The sequence below is a fragment of the Clostridium sp. CM036 genome (assembly GCF_055081135.1).
On the sequence record NZ_CM143652.1, the window covers coordinates 279,036 to 296,042 of the forward strand.

15 protein-coding genes are annotated in these 17,007 nt (G+C 30.5%); 11 read left to right on the top strand and 4 right to left on the bottom strand.

Going from position 1 to position 17,007, the window contains the following annotated elements:
* The first annotated feature begins 15 nt into the window (after positions 1-15).
* From rlmD to ACWJKE_RS01255, 6 genes are all read left to right on the top strand, one after another.
* Positions 16-1,374: a 23S rRNA (uracil(1939)-C(5))-methyltransferase RlmD gene (gene rlmD, locus ACWJKE_RS01230; RefSeq protein ID WP_216303988.1), complete on the top strand. Its 1,359-nt coding sequence runs from the start codon at positions 16-18 to the stop codon at positions 1,372-1,374.
* A 350-nt stretch (positions 1,375-1,724) separates the two neighbouring features.
* A complete protein-coding gene (locus ACWJKE_RS01235; protein ID WP_216303989.1) occupies positions 1,725-2,225 on the top strand; it encodes a GNAT family N-acetyltransferase in 501 nt (166 codons plus the stop codon).
* A 95-nt stretch (positions 2,226-2,320) separates the two neighbouring features.
* Positions 2,321-2,929 carry a GDSL-type esterase/lipase family protein gene (locus ACWJKE_RS01240; protein WP_216303990.1) on the top strand — a complete coding sequence of 203 codons (609 nt, stop codon included), beginning with the start codon at positions 2,321-2,323 and terminating at the stop codon, positions 2,927-2,929.
* A 120-nt stretch (positions 2,930-3,049) separates the two neighbouring features.
* Positions 3,050-3,436: a hypothetical protein gene (locus tag ACWJKE_RS01245; protein WP_216303991.1), complete on the top strand. Its 387-nt coding sequence runs from the start codon at positions 3,050-3,052 to the stop codon at positions 3,434-3,436.
* A gap of 227 nt (positions 3,437-3,663) precedes the next feature.
* The gene (locus ACWJKE_RS01250) at positions 3,664-5,619 is read left to right on the top strand and encodes a DNA gyrase/topoisomerase IV subunit B (protein ID WP_462953735.1); all 1,956 of its coding nucleotides are present in this window, start codon (positions 3,664-3,666) and stop codon (positions 5,617-5,619) included.
* A gap of 16 nt (positions 5,620-5,635) precedes the next feature.
* The gene (locus ACWJKE_RS01255) at positions 5,636-8,560 is read left to right on the top strand and encodes a DNA topoisomerase IV subunit A (RefSeq protein WP_462959105.1); all 2,925 of its coding nucleotides are present in this window, start codon (positions 5,636-5,638) and stop codon (positions 8,558-8,560) included.
* Between the two features lie 35 nt (positions 8,561-8,595).
* Here ACWJKE_RS01255 and ACWJKE_RS01260 read toward each other — a convergent pair whose 3' ends face one another.
* Positions 8,596-9,063: a GtrA family protein gene (locus ACWJKE_RS01260; RefSeq protein ID WP_165412140.1), complete on the bottom strand. Its 468-nt coding sequence runs from the start codon at positions 9,061-9,063 to the stop codon at positions 8,596-8,598.
* Positions 9,064-9,220: 157 nt separating this feature from the next.
* Here ACWJKE_RS01260 and ACWJKE_RS01265 point away from each other — a divergent pair, with 157 nt between their 5' ends.
* Positions 9,221-10,480: a M16 family metallopeptidase gene (locus tag ACWJKE_RS01265; RefSeq protein WP_216303994.1), complete on the top strand. Its 1,260-nt coding sequence runs from the start codon at positions 9,221-9,223 to the stop codon at positions 10,478-10,480.
* A gap of 2 nt (positions 10,481-10,482) precedes the next feature.
* Positions 10,483-12,252, top strand: coding sequence for a single-stranded-DNA-specific exonuclease RecJ (gene recJ / locus ACWJKE_RS01270; RefSeq protein WP_216303995.1), 1,770 nt, complete (start codon positions 10,483-10,485; stop codon positions 12,250-12,252).
* Positions 12,253-12,403: 151 nt separating this feature from the next.
* On the opposite strand, the gene ACWJKE_RS01275 is transcribed toward recJ, so the two are convergent.
* From ACWJKE_RS01275 to ACWJKE_RS01285, 3 genes are all read right to left on the bottom strand, one after another.
* On the bottom strand, positions 12,404-12,586 hold the full coding sequence (locus tag ACWJKE_RS01275; RefSeq protein ID WP_165412137.1) for an alpha/beta-type small acid-soluble spore protein: 183 nt from the start codon (positions 12,584-12,586) through the stop codon (positions 12,404-12,406).
* A 291-nt stretch (positions 12,587-12,877) separates the two neighbouring features.
* Entirely contained in the window at positions 12,878-13,063 is a 186-nt protein-coding gene (locus ACWJKE_RS01280) for an alpha/beta-type small acid-soluble spore protein (protein WP_165412136.1), read from the bottom strand.
* Positions 13,064-13,115: 52 nt separating this feature from the next.
* Positions 13,116-13,301 carry an alpha/beta-type small acid-soluble spore protein gene (locus tag ACWJKE_RS01285; protein ID WP_165412135.1) on the bottom strand — a complete coding sequence of 62 codons (186 nt, stop codon included), beginning with the start codon at positions 13,299-13,301 and terminating at the stop codon, positions 13,116-13,118.
* A 222-nt stretch (positions 13,302-13,523) separates the two neighbouring features.
* On the opposite strand from ACWJKE_RS01285, the gene ACWJKE_RS01290 reads away from it, so the two are divergent.
* From ACWJKE_RS01290 to ACWJKE_RS01300, 3 genes are all read left to right on the top strand, one after another.
* Complete coding sequence (locus tag ACWJKE_RS01290) at positions 13,524-14,597, top strand: undecaprenyldiphospho-muramoylpentapeptide beta-N-acetylglucosaminyltransferase (RefSeq protein ID WP_216302460.1); 1,074 nt, start codon at positions 13,524-13,526, stop codon at positions 14,595-14,597.
* A gap of 175 nt (positions 14,598-14,772) precedes the next feature.
* Positions 14,773-16,164: an MBL fold metallo-hydrolase RNA specificity domain-containing protein gene (locus tag ACWJKE_RS01295; RefSeq protein WP_216302461.1), complete on the top strand. Its 1,392-nt coding sequence runs from the start codon at positions 14,773-14,775 to the stop codon at positions 16,162-16,164.
* Positions 16,165-16,400: 236 nt separating this feature from the next.
* On the top strand, positions 16,401-16,826 hold the full coding sequence (locus ACWJKE_RS01300; protein WP_216302462.1) for a flavodoxin: 426 nt from the start codon (positions 16,401-16,403) through the stop codon (positions 16,824-16,826).
* Positions 16,827-17,007: the final 181 nt, after the last annotated feature.

The window sequence follows — 17,007 nt, forward strand, 5'->3', positions numbered from 1 at the left end:
GTTTGAGAAAACAATATGCAAAAAAGAAAAGAATATGAATTTTATATAGAAAACTTAGAATTTCCAGCACAGGGCATAGCATTTTACGAAGGTGAAAAAGTTTTGATAAAAAATACATTGCCAGGGCAAAAGGTAATTGCTAAAGTAGCAAAAAAGAAACAAGATGTAGTAGAAGCAAAGCTTGTAAAAATACTTGAAGATGTAGACTACAAAATTGAGCCTCTTTGCAAGATTACAGATTTATGTGGAGGATGTAGCCATCAATTTCTTTCTTATGAAAAACAATTAGAATTTAAAAAGCAACAGGTATTAAAGTTGTTTGAACAAGCAGAAATAAAAGATTTTGAGTTTCTAGGTATAGAAAAGAGTCCTGAACAGTTCGAATATAGAAATAAGATGGAATTTACATTTGGTGACTTTCGAAAGGGTGAAGAATTAACTCTAGGAATGCATACCAAAGGAAGAAGCTTTAGTATAGTTACTGTTGATGATTGTAGAATAGTAGATGTGGATTTTAGAGAAATTCTGAAATTAGTATTAAACTATTTTAAAGGGTTAAAATTTACACACTATAATGTAATGGAGCGTGAGGGATATTTAAGAAACTTAGTTATTCGAAAGGCCCAAAACACTGGTGAAATATTAGTAAACATAGTAACTACATCTCAAGTAGATTTTGATTTTAGTGAAATAACTAATATGCTTAAGGAATTAAAATGTGAGGGAGTCATTACAGGAATAATACATACATTTAATGACTCATTATCAGATATAGTTCAAGCAGATAAAACTGAAACATTATATGGAAGAGAATATATTATGGAAGAATTATTAGATCTTAAGTTCAAAATTAATCCTTTTGCTTTCTTTCAAACTAATACAAAAGGAGCAGAAAAGCTTTATAGCTTAGTTAGAGATTTTTTAGGCGAATCAGAATCAAAGGTAGTTTTTGATTTATATTGTGGAACGGGAACTATAGGACAAATTGTTGCAGCTAAAGCAAAAAAAGTTTTGGGAATTGAATTAATAGAAGAAGCAGTTGATGCTGCAAATGAAAATGCAAAAATTAATAAATTAGACAATTGTGAGTTTATAGCAGGGGATATAGCGAAGGTTATTAAAGAGGTAAAAGATAAACCAGATAGCATTATTCTAGACCCTCCAAGAGCTGGAGTACATCCTACAGCATTAGATTATGTAATAAAATTTGATGCCAGGCACATAGTTTATGTTTCTTGTAATCCTAAAAGTCTAGTAGTTGATCTTAAGGAAATGATCAACAGAGGTTATAAGGTGCAAAAGGTAATACTAATGGATATGTTCCCACACACTCCTCATATAGAGACTATTGTAGATATAGTAAAAGTTGTGTAGCCATATATATCAAGGGCTAAGATAGAACTAAGGAGTGATGTTCCTTAGTTCTATTTTTTTTGCTTTTTTCAGGGGCGGAGCCAGATAAAAACTCGGAATAAATACGCCGAAAATCCGTATTAGTCAGTAGTTAATTATTGTATAAAATGTTATAATTTATTCGTGGAAGTTGTTTTAAAAGTGTAGTATTAGGCATAAAGATTATCTGAAAGATAGCTGTCACCTTTCAAAAATTAGAAATAAATTTTCAATAATGAGTACATCAATCAGTAATCTACGAATTAATATAAGCTAATAAATGGAGTTATTAAAACTTGTAAAAAAAATTACTTATATATTAGGGGGGGAATATGATTCGATTAAGACCATATAAATTAAGCGATTCGCAATATATTTTAAATTGGTTTAACGATGAGTTAACTTTCGCACAATGGTGTGCAGATAAATTCACATATCCATTAACTAAAGAGCAATTGAATCAGTATTATCATAATTATGAAAAGGATGATAATGCGTGGATAATGAGTGCTCTTAATAAAGAAGGAACACCTGTAGGTCATTTTTTAATGCGTATGGCAGACTATCAAAATGAAAGCATCCATTTAGGATTTATTATTGTAGATTCACAGATTAGAGGAAAGGGGTATGGAAAAGAGATGGTATCTTTAGCCATAAGATATGCTTTTGACATATTAAAGGTAAAGAGAGTTACTTTGGGTGTATTTGATAACAATCTATCTGCTCATTATTGCTACAAAGCAACAGGCATTGTAGATGAAAAGTATAATGAAGGGGTCTTCACGTATGGAAATGATAAATGGGGGATTTATGATATGGCAATAGAAAAATAATTATCCCCATTATGTGCAAATGATTTAATTTAGGATATATGTAGCACTTTTAATTGTAGACCTTCAAAACGCATTAGTAACGAGGAGAGAATTAAGTGAGTATAGTATGTATTGGAGATAGTTTAACCTTTGGCTATGGAGTTAATAAATCAGAAAATTGGGTTAGCCTTATAGCTAAAAGAATAAAAGAAAAAATTATTAATAAAGGGATACCGGGAGACACAACGTACGAAATGAAAGAAAGGTTCAGAAAAGATGTTGTTAATTACAATCCATCAAGGGTTTTAATTATGGGAGGAACAAATGATATATTTTCAGAAGTAGGTATTGATACTATTTTTAAAAATATAAAAAGCATGGTAGAAATGTCTGAAACAAATAATATAGTTCCGATAATACTAATACCATTACCGGTTAAAAAAGATATTTTAATAAAATTAATGTTTGAGGATATGGATTATACAAAGGTTAATAAGCAGTTAGTAGAGCTGCGGAATTTATTAATTAAGTATGGAAATGAAAAAAGTATTATATCCATAGATTTAGCAAATATTATACCAAAGACCATAAATATGGAAGAATATTTTTTAGCTGATGGAATACATGTATCAAAAGAAATTCATAAAGAAATAGCTGAAATAATATATAAAAAAATTTTACCAATTAAGGAGAGGAAATTAAAAATTATTACTATAAATAATTAGATTGAAAAATAATATATTTAATATGAGCACAATTATTTCTGTAATTCAATTAAAACATGTACCCTTTTTTATTTGAATGGCATATTAAAGTAGTATAAACTCAAATAAGGAGGGTACGTGATGGTAGAGATAATTACACAATATGTACTAATAGTGCTTTTAGTAATGGGACTTGGATATTTAGCTTATTTGTTAAAAGAAAAAGGTGTAAATATTAAGGATGACTATTTTGGTCTTGCTTATATAATACTTGATTCTTTAACAGCTGAAGAATCTACACCTGAAAATGCTAAGAAGATTATTAGAATTGTTTCAAAAGCAGTGCAATATGTAGAAACTAACTATAAAAACAGCAAAAATACCCTTAAAGAAGAAGAGGCTCTTAAAATTGTAAAAGAAGGAATTAATTTACTGAATTTTCATAGTGATGTAGATGATGAAAGCGTAAAATATTTAATAAGATTAGCTGCGGCATTATTGCCACCAACTAATAAAAAAATAGATTGAGCATATTGGTGACTAAAATTAGAGCGAATTACTGTATTGACCAGTAGAAAAAGCTTATTCTGCCGGTCAATATTTTTATATAAAATTGGGTAAAAACCATATAAAAGAATAAAAACTCCTCTGAAAACAGAAACTAATGTTCTGATTTTTTATATAAATCCCTTTACCTTTTGCTAATAAACATATAAAATAACAAATGTATGATAAAATTTTATTGGAGGATTTTTATGAGTTTTGATAAAGAAGAAATTCAAACATATGATGTAACAGACTTAACTTCTCTAGAAAAGCTGGAGCCTGTGAGAATAAGACCTGGTATGTACATAGGGTCTACAGGCAGCAAAGGTCTACATCATTGTATATGGGAAATTTTAGATAATTCTATAGATGAGATAGCTAATGGCTACGGCGATAGAGCTGAAATTATATTAAATAAAGATAAAAGTGTCACTATTGTTGATAATGGTAGGGGTATTCCAACAGGAATACATCCTATAAAAAATAAATCTGGTGTAGAAATGGTATTTACTGAGCTTCATACTGGCGGAAAGTTTAATAATAAAAATTATAAAACTTCTGGTGGACTTCATGGTGTTGGAGCAGCAGTTGTAAATGCATTATCAGAATGGTTACTAGTTGAAATAAAACAAAAGGGGAAAATTTTTACTCAAAGATTTGAATATGCTTATGATGCTGAGTTAAAAAGACTTATGCCAGGTACACCGGTAGGTAAGCTTGAAATCATAGGAGAAACAAAAAAAACAGGCAGTAAGATTACTTTTATGCCGGATAAAAATGTATTTACTACTTTGGAATTCAGTTACGATTTTATTGATGAAAGATTACAAGAATTGGCGTTCCAAAATAAAGGAATTACATTAGTGTTTAAAGATAAGAGAAAAGACGGAAACATCATAAAGGAATATTACTCTGACAGGGGTCTTCTAGATTTTATTGATTATTTAAATGAAAGCAAAACGCTTCTTCACAAGGACCCTATATTCTTTCAAGGTGAAAAGGAGATAAATGGGATGCAATTGTATGGAGAAATATGTATTCAATTTACTGATTCTACTACAGAATACATTGCGAGCTATGTCAATAACATACCAACTACAGAATCTGGAACTCATGAAACTGGATTTAAAACAGGGATGACAAGGGCTTTTAAAGAAGGAGCTAAAAAGCTTAATCTTTTAAAAGAGAAAGATAAGGAATTTGAAGGTGACGATTTGAGAGAAGGCATGACAGCAATAGTTAGAATTAAAATAAGTAACCCAATCTTTGAAGGCCAAACTAAAAGCAAACTAGGAAATAATGAGGCATACAGCATGATGAATGAATTGTGTTATGTTAAAATTTTAGAATGGATAGAAGACAATAAAGAAATGGCTACTAACATAATAAATAATGCACTGTCTGCCGCATCTAGGCGGGATAAAATAAAAAAGATTAATGAAGCGGAAAGAAAAAAAGTAGGTAAGGGAGCAGCTCCTCTTGCAGGGAAGATTGCAGTATGTACAATAAAAGATTCAAATGTTACAGAATTTATAGTAGTTGAAGGAGATTCAGCTGGTGGAAGTGCCAAGCAAGCTAGAGATAGAAGGTTTCAATCTATAATGCCATCAAAAGGTAAAATTATGAATACAGAAAAGCAAAAGCTAGAAAATGTACTAGCTAGCGAAGAGTTAAAAATATTCAACACTGCCATTGGAACAGGAGTTTTAGAAAATTACCATGAAAAAGATTTAAAATATGATAAAATAATTATTTTAAGTGATGCAGATGTTGATGGCTATCATATTAGAACATTATGGATGACGTTTATTTATAGGTATATGAGGCCACTAATTGCAAAAGGTCATCTTTATATGGGAATGCCTCCACTTTATAAGGTTTATAGGAACACGAAAAATGGCGAAGTGGCTAAGTATGCATATAGTGATGAGCAATTAGCTGAGACGAAAAAAGAAATTGGGAAAGGCGCTTTTATCCAAAGATATAAGGGTCTTGGAGAAATGAATCCAGATCAACTTTGGGAAACTACACTAAACCCAGCTACAAGGACGCTTCAACAGGTTACTATAGAGGATGCAGCAAAGGCTGAGAAGATGGTTTCACTTCTAATGGGCGATGTTGTTGCACCTAGAAAAAATTATATGTATAAATATGCTGAGTTTTAACGGGGGGATTTGCTAAATGGCAAAAAAAATTGATGTACCTAGAGATAATAATATAGTAATGATTCCAATTGAAGAAGCTATGCCGGATAACTATCTTCCATATGCCGTGGAAGTTGCAAGAGAAAGAGCACTGCCAGATGTACGCGATGGTTTAAAACCAGTGCATAGGAGGATTCTTTATGGAGCATATATGCTAAAGGCATTTCCAGATAAGCCTTATTATAAATCAGCAAGAATAGTTGGAGATATTCTTGGTAAATACCATCCGCATGGAGATAGCTCTGTTTATGGTGCCATGGTAATACTAGCTCAATCTTTTGCCACAAGAAAACCATTGATAGATGGCCATGGGAATTGGGGAAGTCAAGATGGGGACAATGCAGCTGCAATGCGTTATACGGAGGCAAGGCTTTCTCCTATTGCTCTTGAGATGATAAGAGATATTGATAAAGGCGTTGTGGATATGGTAGATAATTATTCCGATACAGAGAAGGAACCATCGGTACTTCCATCAAGATATCCAAATCTATTAGTAAATGGAACTTTTGGTATAGCAGTAGGAATAGCAACAAATATACCACCTCACAATTTAGGAGAGGTAATTGATGGGTTACTCGCTTATGCGGATAATAAGGAGCTTACAACAAAAGAGCTTATGCAGTATATTAAAGGTCCCGATTTACCAACAGGAGGAGTAATAATTGGCAAAAATGCTATGGAATCTGCCTATGAGACTGGGGAAGGCAAGGTAACGTTACGTTCCAAAATGAAAATTGAAGCTTTAGAAAGTGGACGACTTGGCATAGTTATTACGGAGTTTCCATATAGAAAAAACAAGGCGAAATTACTTCAATCTATTTCTGATATGACAGCAGATAAAAAACATTTAAAATCTTTAGAGTCTATTGTAGACATTAGAGATGAATCTGATAGAAGCGGACTTAGGTCAGTAATTGAATTTAAAAAGTCAACAAATAAGGAAACTGCCACCAAGGTACTTAAATATTTAATGATGAAAACAGAACTTCAGTGCAATATATCTTTTAACATGGTAGCTTTGGCCAATGGCAAACCCCAAACTATGGGGCTTAAAACCATATTAATGCACTACTTAAATCACCAAAAGGATGTTGTTACTAAAAGAACCCAAAGAGAACTAGAAGTTGCAGAAAGTAGATTCCATATTGTAGAAGGATTTATTAAGGCTGTAGATGTAATGGATGAAATAATTGCAACAATTAGAAGCTCAAAATCTAAAAAAGATGCTGGACAGAACCTGATAGATAAGTTTAATTTTACGGCGCTTCAAACCGAAGCAATACTTGAACTGATGTTATATAAGCTAACAGGACTTGAAATAAAGATATTTTTAAAGGAATACAAAAAATTAGAAATACTAATTAAGGGGTATAAAAAAATTCTTGAAAATGAGAATGAACTTCTTAAAGTAATAAAAGCAGAAATCTCAGAAATTAAAGAAAAATATAATGATCCGAGAAGAACGGAAATTATTGAGGATGATAGCCAAGCTAAAATAGAAGTAGAAGATATACTAGTAGTAGAGGATGTTATGATAACTTTATCTAACGAGGGTTATATAAAGCGAGTGCCTATGAAATCCTATAATAGATCAAATATTAACATAGAAGATATAGACTATAGAGAGGGAGATTTTAATACATATTTACTACAGACCAATACTAAAGATACATTAATTATCTTTACTGATCTAGGCAATATGTATCAACTAAGAGGAGATTTAGTGCCGGAATATAAGTGGAAGGAAAAGGGCGAAAGAATTGATACCCTTATTCGCGGGATAGATTTAACAAAAGAAAAGGTGGTTTCTTGTTTCTTATTGGGAAACTTATCAGCTAATAAGGAATTTATGTTCTTTACTAACAAAGGAAACATAAAGAAAACAGAGTTAGATAAATTCATTACGAGTTATACTAAATTATTAGCTTTAAAACTAAGAGAAAATGAAAAGCTTCTTGAAGTTAAGTTAATCCCTGTGGAAAGACAGGAAAGGTTTATAAAGATAGTAACTAAAGAAGGCCTGGAATTTTGTGTAGAAGAACCTATACTTGAAGATGTTCCTAGAAATATATTGGGTACTCAGTTATTTAATTTAACGCAAGGAGACGTTGTGGTAAAATTAGAATTTACAGAGGGTTATGATTATAAAGAATTTAATTTTAGTATAAATGCAAAAGGTGCAATAAAAATATCTAGTAAAAAAACTAATACTCCATTAAGCACTTATACCAAATCATCGGCTACATTGCTTATATTTACGGAAAAAGGATTAGTACATAAACTACCGAGTTATATGGTTCAGAATATTAATAAGAAAGGCATATGTATTAATACTTTGCTGGATAATTTCAATATTGATGATAAAATAATAGGGATTATGTCTGTTGATGATTTCAACGAAGAAAGAAGTATATATCTTTTTACAAAGAAAGGATTTACAAAACGAACTAAAATTTGTGAATTAGATGGGGATTTCTTCTCTACGTTGGTGTGCAAACTTAAAACAGAAGAAGATAAATTAATCTTTGTAAAAATTAACTTAGATAATGTAGATAAAGATGTGTTAATGGTGACAAAAAAGGCAATGTGCATAAGATTTAACGTAAATAACATTAGTTTTATGGGGAAAGTTGCATCTGGGGTAACAGGCATAAGCTTAAAAGATGATGATGAAGTTATATTTGTAGATTTGGTAAATTCAGTAACGGAAAAGGTAGATGGCTGTAATGAAATAGTTGTGACGCTTGACGAGAATTTAAGCTTAACAGTCAATTCATTTAAAGGGGAAAAAAAGATTATAAGACTTGAGGATATAAACGTTCAAAATAGAGCAGGTAGAGGTAAAAACTTAACCAGTGCTCTCATAGATGATTATGTAGAGGAGGTTATCTTAGGCATCTGAAAAAATATAAATAAGACATGCAATAAAAGTTAATTTTAGCATGTCTTCTTTTTATTAAAAACAAAAAACTTGTTAATTAAAAAACCAAGTAGGCCTATAATGGTAGAATCTATTAGGATACATATGTTAAACCACAAGTGGTTTAAGTGTATTATATTACTATGGTAATGCAGAAGAGAAATTAAAGGATTCCTACTTGTTAATAGCACTAACATAGAGCTGTTTAAAATCATACTAAAAAATAGTACAGATGCATATTGAAGGTAGCCTTTTTGCTGCGGAGTTTCTTTAAAGGTGAACTTCTTATTTAATTTATAACTAGAAATTGAATAAACTGAGAATGCGATTATGTTAAAAACAAACAATATTTTTCCATGCGTTATGCCTGTGGTAAATGAAAGAATATTTAGTATTATAATTTCTATTATAATGTTAGTAGCACCAACTAAAGTATAATTTATAAATTGAGATAAGGACTGCAGTGTTTTATTTTTATTATTCATAGAACTTTATTCTTAAATAAAATATGTTAAGAAATTAGTCACCACCCTTTTTATGAAAAGAATATTATGATGCACTCATACACATTAGTGTACAACAAAAGAAAACAAAATAAAAGGAAAATATTTTAAAAACAAATAAAAGAAGGAAAGTGGATGTATGGAAAAAGTAATATTTGAAAATGGAATAAAGTTATTGTACAAGAAAGCGGAAAATAATTTAACTTCATTTACAATAGGGTTTAATGCAGGGGCAAATCAAGAGAAAAGTGAATATTTAGGAATTGCTCACGTGGTAGAGCATATGCTTTTTAAGGGGACGGCTTCTCGCACGGAATATGAAATAAACAAATTATGTGATGAAACCTTTGGGTTTTGTAATGCGATGACTAATTATCCCTACGCAGTATATTACGGAACCACATTAGATGAAGATTTTGAAAAGGGGTTTGAAATTTACTCTGATATTCTTTTGAATCCTTCATTTAAAGTGCATGGGTTCAAAGAAGAAATAGAAGTGATCAGCGCTGAACTAAAAGAATGGAAAGATGATTCGTACCAGTTTTGCGAAGATTCCATGCTCTATAATGGGTTTGAAAAGCGAAGAATAAAGAATTTAATTATAGGTACAGAGGTAAGCATCCGTGCTATAACCATTAAGCAAATCAAAGATTTTTATGAGAGGCATTACACCTCGGATAATTGCGTAGTAAGTGTAATATCTTCCATGGGCATTAAAAAGGTTTCAGAGATAGTGGAGAAGTATATGGGTAATTTAAATCCTAAATTATCTAGTGGGAATGACCATTTGGAAAGGGATAAAGGGTGTCTATATGAAATTAATAAGCCAGGCACCTATTTTCAATATAGAGATGACTTGCAAGGTGCAAAAATCCAATATTGTTTTCCAATACATGATTTAAACCAGAGAGAAATTAGTGCTTTAAAGCTATTTAGCTTAGCTTTTGGCGAAGGTACAAGCAGTATTTTGTATGATGAAATTAGGACTAAAAGAGGGCTTGTATATGATATAAGTAGCAAAATAAAAAATGAAACAGGAATAAAACTTTTCACAATAACCCTTGGAACTTCATGTGAAAATGTTAAAAAGACCATAGGAATTATTAATGATGAAATTGAAAAAGTTAAAGATCTTAGGAATTTTTTTGATAAGCAGTGTATTTTAAAGCTATGCAAAAGTTACAAATTAAGAAGAATGATAGCCCTTGAAAAATCTATTCAAACTAGTGTAAATTTATGTGTATATGAAATTATGTATGGAGACAGTTCACAAATTTTCTCGGAATTTGATGGTATGAGAAACATTGTGGATGAAGAAATAGTGAGAGTAATTAACAAAGTTTTAGTGAATGCTACTATACAGGTTTTAACTACATTTCAGAAGGAAAGTGGGAAATAAATATGGGAAAAAAGTGGTTGATAAGGAATACTTCTAAAGACATTAGTTCAATAGCTAAAAGTTCAGGTGTAAGTGAGGTTATAGCTAAGATTCTAATTAACAGGGGGGTTAATAATGAAATAGACATAAAAAAATTTATGAGAGCAAGTATAGAGGATTTGTATGACCCATTTTTAATGAAAGATATGGGGAAAGCTACAGATTTAATTAAATTAGCAATTGAAAACAATGAAAAAATTGTAGTATATGGTGATTATGATGCGGATGGTGTTACTAGTACTGTTATAATGTATAAGGCATTAAAATATTGTGGCGCAAATGTAGAATACTATGTTCCGGATAGGGAACATGAAGGTTATGGAATAAATATTGATAGGATAAGAAAACTAAATGAGCAAGGTTTTGAAGTGATTATAACTTGCGATAATGGAATCGCAGCTACTGAGCAGGTTAAATTGGCAAAGGAACTAGGAATGATTGTCATAATAACTGATCACCATGAATTATCATTTGAAGAAGATGATAAGGGCATTCGAACTTTCAAGGTTCCACCAGCAGATGCTGTTATTAATCCAAAGCAAAAGGAATGTAATTACCCATTTAAACAATTGTGTGGTGCAGGTATTGCTTTTAAATTTGTACAAGCACTATATATAAAACTTGGAATTAATAAGGAATATGTAAAGGAATTTATAGAAATAGCAGGAATAGGTACTATTTGTGATGTGGTAGATTTAATTTCTGAAAATAGAATAATTGCTAAAAATGCTTTAGTTATGTTAACAAATACAAAAAATCTTGGGCTAAAATGTTTAAAGGAAATTTTAAGCATTAATGATAAAGAGATAAAATGTTATCATGTTGGGTTTCAAATAGGACCATGTATAAATGCTACTGGAAGGTTAGAATCGGCAGCGATTTCAGTAGAATTACTTCTATGCGAAGAAGAGACTAGAGCAAAAGAACTAGCTAAAACATTATTTGAACTAAATAAAAAAAGACAAGAGATGACAACCGAAAATGTGGAAGAGGTAATAGAACTTATACATCACTCCACTTTTAAAAATGACAAAGTGTTAGTAATTTATAAAGATACTATTCATGAGAGCATCGCAGGAATTGTAGCAGGCCGTGTTAGGGAAACTTTCAATGTACCAACAATAATTTTAACTAAAGGAAAAGAGAACCCAAAAGGTTCAGCAAGATCTATTGATGAATACAATTTATTTGAGGAATTAATAAATTGCGGAGAGTTACTTGAAAAATTCGGGGGTCATCCAATGGCTGCGGGTTTATCTATAAAAGAAGAAAATATAGAAAAATTAAGGTGGAAATTAAATTCTCTTTGCAAGTTAACCAATGATGATATTGTACCTAAGGTACGAATAGACCAGCGAATGCCATTAAACAAAATAAATTATGAGATGATTCATGAATTAGAAATTTTAGAGCCTTTTGGTAAAGGAAATTCAACCCCATTACTTGCAGAAAAAAATATTCCTGTTTTAAAAATAGATATATTAGGTAAAAATGCAAATACATTAAAAATAAAATGCGTAATGCCCGGTGTAAATAAAACAATTAATGGAATATGTTTTAATAGAGTGGAAGAATTTATAGAAATGCTAAAAGATAAATATGGAGAAGAATATATGAACTATCTTAAGAGCCCAAAAGGAATGAAAATAGATTTAATTTTTTCACCTCAAATTAATGAATATAACGGGTATAAATCTATTCAATTAAAAATCTTAGAATTTAAACTTAGTTAAATTATTTCCTACGGAGCTGCATCTTTTTCAAGCTAATCGCCTAATGAGCTATCATCTCTTTCAGAGATGTTATCTCCGGCAGAGCTGAAGCCTTCGTTAAATAAAGGTACATAGACCTTGGTCTATGTACTTTTATCATATTATTTTTAAATTATAAATTTTTCTCATATTGCTCTACCATTTTTTTTACCATCTCTCCACCAACAGAACCGCATTCTCTAGAAGTTAAGTTTCCATTATAATCAGTAAAATTTACTCCTAACTCTTTTGCAGTTTCCATTTTAAATGAATTTAATCCAGCTTTAGCTTCAGGTACTAACTTTCTGTTTGACATTTGTTAATCACTCCTTTTATATTTTATTTTTGTTATGATAGTATCTTGTGCAGAAATTTATAAAATATAATAGAATACTTAAGGGAAATAAGGTAAGTACAACATTTTAAATTAATACCTGTTAGCATATGAAATATTTTAATAACATGCATATAATTACATGTAATTAAGTTGGATTTTACTTCAATGTATTTAAATAAAGAGTACATATATTTATACAACTTAGGTCAAAATAGCAAAGTTAAGAGGCATATAACTAGCATATACCTCTTAACAATTTAGAATTTTAAATTATAAGTTTTTTTCGTATTGTTCTACCATTTTTTTAACCATTTGTCCACCAACAGATCCATTTTGTCTAGAAGTAAGATCTCCGTTGTAACCCTCTGTTAAATTAACTCCAACTTCTTGAGCAGCTTCCATTTTAAATTTGTTTAAACCTGCTTTAGCCTGTGGTACTAATGTTTTGTTTGACATTTATAAATCACTCCTTCTATATTTTATTTTTTTACTGACATAGTGTTTCTTATTATAAGTTCTTTTCGTATTGTTCTACCATCTTTTTAACCATTTGTCCGCCAACAGATCCATTTTGTCTAGAAGTAAGATCTCCGTTGTAACCTTCTGTTAGATTAACACCAACTTCCTGAGCAGCTTCCATTTTAAATTTGTTTAAACCTGCTTTTGCTTGTGGTACCAAATTTCTGTTTGCCATAATAAATTCCCTCCTTTTTTTTTGTAATTACTTTATGATAGTAGTTTATCCCTATATTCGATTTTTATATTAGTGAATTGAAGGGTGATTTTGAAAATTATAAACCCTTTAGGAAATTATGGATAAGATGATTTTTAATAAATACTAAACTTTTTAGTCTAATTGGTATATAATGATTTAGTACATACTGCATAAAGTATGTTTTTTAGAAGGGGTGTTAAAGTGGAAAAACACAAAATAATAATGACCGGTGGCGGTTCAGCAGGACATGTAACACCAAATCTTGCACTTATACCAAAACTTAAAATGCTAGGTTATGAAGTTGAATATATTGGTACAAAAGAAGGTATTGAAAGAAAGATAATAGAGAGTGAAAATATAAAGTATTATCCTATATCTAGCGGGAAACTCCGAAGATATTTTGATGTGAAAAACTTTACAGATCCTTTAAAAGTAATTAAGGGTATATTTGAAGCAAAAAAAATAATAAAAACACAAAAACCGGATATTGTTTTCTCTAAAGGTGGATTTGTTTCCGTACCTGTAGTGCTTGCTGCATTTTTTAATAAAGTACCTGTAATTGCTCATGAATGTGATATTACACCAGGACTTGCTAATAAATTAGTAGCTCCTTACTGCACAAAAGTATGTGTAACTTTTCCAGAAGCATTAAATGAAATAAAAAATGGGAAAGGGGTAATAACTGGTAATCCTATAAGATACGAATTGTTTGAAGGAAGTAAAATAAAAGGGAATGAAATATGTGGATTTAAAAATAAAAAGCCAACATTAATGATTATTGGTGGTAGTTTAGGCTCTAAAGTTATAAATGAAGTTGTGAGGTCAATGCTTGAAAAATTAATTTTGGAGTATAATATTATTCATATCTGTGGAAGTGGTAATTTTGAAAAATCACTCCAAAGTAAAAATGGTTATAAGCAGTTTGAATACACGACGGATGAATTGCCTCATTTATTAGCTAGTGCAGATATTGTAGTCTCTAGAGCAGGAGCAAATGTCATTTTTGAACTCTTAGCACTTAGAAAACCTAATTTATTAATTCCATTATCAGCTAAGGCTAGCCGTGGCGATCAAATACTTAATGCAAAATCTTTTGAAAAAAGCGGTTATAGTATAGTTATTCAAGACGAGGAGTTAACGCCTGAAAATTTAGAAATGAAAATTAAAGAACTGTATAATGGTAGGTATAAATATATTGAAAAAATGAATTCTAGCAACACTGAAAAAAGCATTGATTTAATAGTAGAATTAATAGAAAAATATAGGAAAAGATGAAGAAAGTAAAATTTCTTCATCTTTTTTTATTTAATAAAATCATAAATATTATTTAAAAAGCAACATTTTTTATATAAAAAACAAAAAAGAGTGCAAACTGTAATTATAAGAATATGTTTTTGCTTATTATATAAATATAAAATATTTTTACAATGTAAAATAAAGGAGAAAAAAGATGGAACTTCAATGTTTAGGAGCAGCAGAATGCGTTACAGGGTCATGTCATTTGATAAAAGTGCGAAATAAAACTATTTTATTGGATTGTGGATTATACCAAGGAAGAGACGGAGACCATGGAAAAAATGAAAAGTTTCAATTTAACCCGAAAGATATAGATTTAGTTATATTATCTCATGCTCACATAGACCATAGTGGTAGAATTCCTTTACTATATAGGAAGGGATTTAAAGGCGAAATAATTTGCACAAAAGCTACAATGGAATTATGTCAGGTGATGCTAACAGATAGTGGTCATATTCAGGAGATGGAAGTAGCGTGGAAAAATAGAAAACTCAAAGAAAGAGGGTTACAACCTAAAGAAACATTGTATTCTTCCAAAATTGCAGAAGAATGTTTAAAACTCTTTAAAAGTTATTCATATAACGCAGAAATAAAACCTTTCGATGGATTAACAGTTATCTTTAAGGATGCAGGGCATCTATTGGGGTCAGCTATTATAGAGCTTCAAATGGAAGAGAAAGAAGGCTCAAATATTAAACTTGTTTATAGTGGTGACTTGGGTAATTTTAACATACCGCTTATAAATGATCCTACATTTATTGGCGCTGCAGACTATGTAATTATGGAAACAACCTATGGAGATAAAGTGCATAATAATTTCGAAAATGTAATGAAAGAATTATCAGATATAGTAAAAAAAACTTTCGATAGAGGAGGAAATGTTATAATCCCATCTTTTGCAGTAGGTAGAACCCAAGAGGTTCTATATGCATTGAATAAGTATATTGAAGAGGGGCTGGTTAAAAACTGCTACGTATATGTGGATAGTCCTCTTGCGGAAAAAGCGACAAAAATATTTGAAAATAACAGAGAAATTTTTGATGATGAGGCAAAGGAATTAGAAAAACATGATACTAACATACTGGATTTTGAGGGGTTAAAATTTACTCATTCCTCAGAAGAATCTATGGAATTAAATAAAATGCAAAGGGGGATAGTAATAATATCTACAAGCGGAATGTGTGATGCAGGTAGAATAAAACATCATTTAAAGCATAATTTATGGAGAAGCGAAAGCTCAATAGTATTTGTAGGATATCAAGCTGAGGGTACTTTGGGTCGTGAAATTTTAGAAGGGAATAAAATGGTAAAAATTTTTGGGAAAGATATTTCGGTTGCAGCGTCAATATATAATTTGCAAAGCCTTTCTGGCCATGCAGATAGAAATGGTTTAATTAATTGGATAAAAAATATTGAGGGAAAACCTAAACAGGTTTTTCTTGTACATGGTGACGAAAATTCTCAAAAAAGTTTTAAAGAATTATTAGATTTAAAAGGATACGAGTCTGTAATTGTTAAGAGTGGAGAAAAATATAAGCTAGAATAACGGGTAAGACCTTATAGTATTGATAAAAAAATAACAATTAATGGCTAAAATTGATATATACTAATATGTAAACGTACAGTAGGATGCTAGTGGAAGTCAGTTGTTTTATTATTGTATGAAAAAAATAAAGAAGAATACACCAATTATAACAAAAAAACTTGAATATTTTTCATTTTGATGTATAATTAAGGGGTAATATAAACTATCTAATAATATGAAAGTATGGGGTGATAGTAATGAAAAAATTAACAATAATTTATTTGAGCAATGGTGGAAACGTTGAAGTTTTAGCTAATCACATTGCTAAAGGTGCAAAAGATGCAGGGGCTGAGGTTCTAGTTAAATTAGCTAGTGAAGCTACAGTTGAAGATGTAACTAGAGCAGATGCAGTTGCGTTTGGAAGTCCATCAATGGATAATAATAGAATTGATCAACTAGAGATGCAACCTTTTATTGATAAGTTTAAATTAATCCCAATTAATAATAAAGTCACAGCTTTATTTGGATCTTATGGATGGGATAATGGAGAATTTATGAACAAATGGGTAAGTCTAATGAAAGAATATGAATTTAATGTTATACAAAGCTTAACTGTTAATGAAGCTCCTACTAATGAACAATTAGTTAAAGCAGAAGAAATGGGTAGAATGTTAGCTAAGTAACTTTTTATTACAGAAATATGTAATAATGAGGTAGTTTGCAAATTATGTAGATTATAAAAGCCTATCATGGCTAGCTAATGCTTAGGAGTGTTAGCTAGTTTTGCACAAAACCTGTTAGAAAGTTATTATTTTAGGTGTAGAGTTATTTTTAATACAATACGCTTATTTGTAATTCTGATAA

Excerpts from the sequence above, each read along its gene's own strand:
- ACWJKE_RS01245 (WP_216303991.1), top strand. The coding sequence starts at position 3,050 with ATGGTAGAGATAATTACACAATATGTACTAATAGTGCTTTTAGTAATG.
- ACWJKE_RS01295 (WP_216302461.1), top strand. The coding sequence starts at position 14,773 with ATGGAACTTCAATGTTTAGGAGCAGCAGAATGCGTTACAGGGTCATGT.
- recJ (WP_216303995.1), top strand. The coding sequence starts at position 10,483 with ATGGGAAAAAAGTGGTTGATAAGGAATACTTCTAAAGACATTAGTTCA.
- ACWJKE_RS01275 (WP_165412137.1), bottom strand. The coding sequence starts at position 12,586 with ATGTCAAACAGAAAGTTAGTACCTGAAGCTAAAGCTGGATTAAATTCA.
- rlmD (WP_216303988.1), top strand. The coding sequence starts at position 16 with ATGCAAAAAAGAAAAGAATATGAATTTTATATAGAAAACTTAGAATTT.
- ACWJKE_RS01235 (WP_216303989.1), top strand. The coding sequence starts at position 1,725 with ATGATTCGATTAAGACCATATAAATTAAGCGATTCGCAATATATTTTA.
- ACWJKE_RS01285 (WP_165412135.1), bottom strand. The coding sequence starts at position 13,301 with ATGGCAAACAGAAATTTGGTACCACAAGCAAAAGCAGGTTTAAACAAA.
- ACWJKE_RS01265 (WP_216303994.1), top strand. The coding sequence starts at position 9,221 with ATGGAAAAAGTAATATTTGAAAATGGAATAAAGTTATTGTACAAGAAA.
- ACWJKE_RS01280 (WP_165412136.1), bottom strand. The coding sequence starts at position 13,063 with ATGTCAAACAAAACATTAGTACCACAGGCTAAAGCAGGTTTAAACAAA.
- ACWJKE_RS01300 (WP_216302462.1), top strand. The coding sequence starts at position 16,401 with ATGAAAAAATTAACAATAATTTATTTGAGCAATGGTGGAAACGTTGAA.
- ACWJKE_RS01250 (WP_462953735.1), top strand. The coding sequence starts at position 3,664 with ATGAGTTTTGATAAAGAAGAAATTCAAACATATGATGTAACAGACTTA.
- ACWJKE_RS01260 (WP_165412140.1), bottom strand. The coding sequence starts at position 9,063 with ATGAATAATAAAAATAAAACACTGCAGTCCTTATCTCAATTTATAAAT.
- ACWJKE_RS01255 (WP_462959105.1), top strand. The coding sequence starts at position 5,636 with ATGGCAAAAAAAATTGATGTACCTAGAGATAATAATATAGTAATGATT.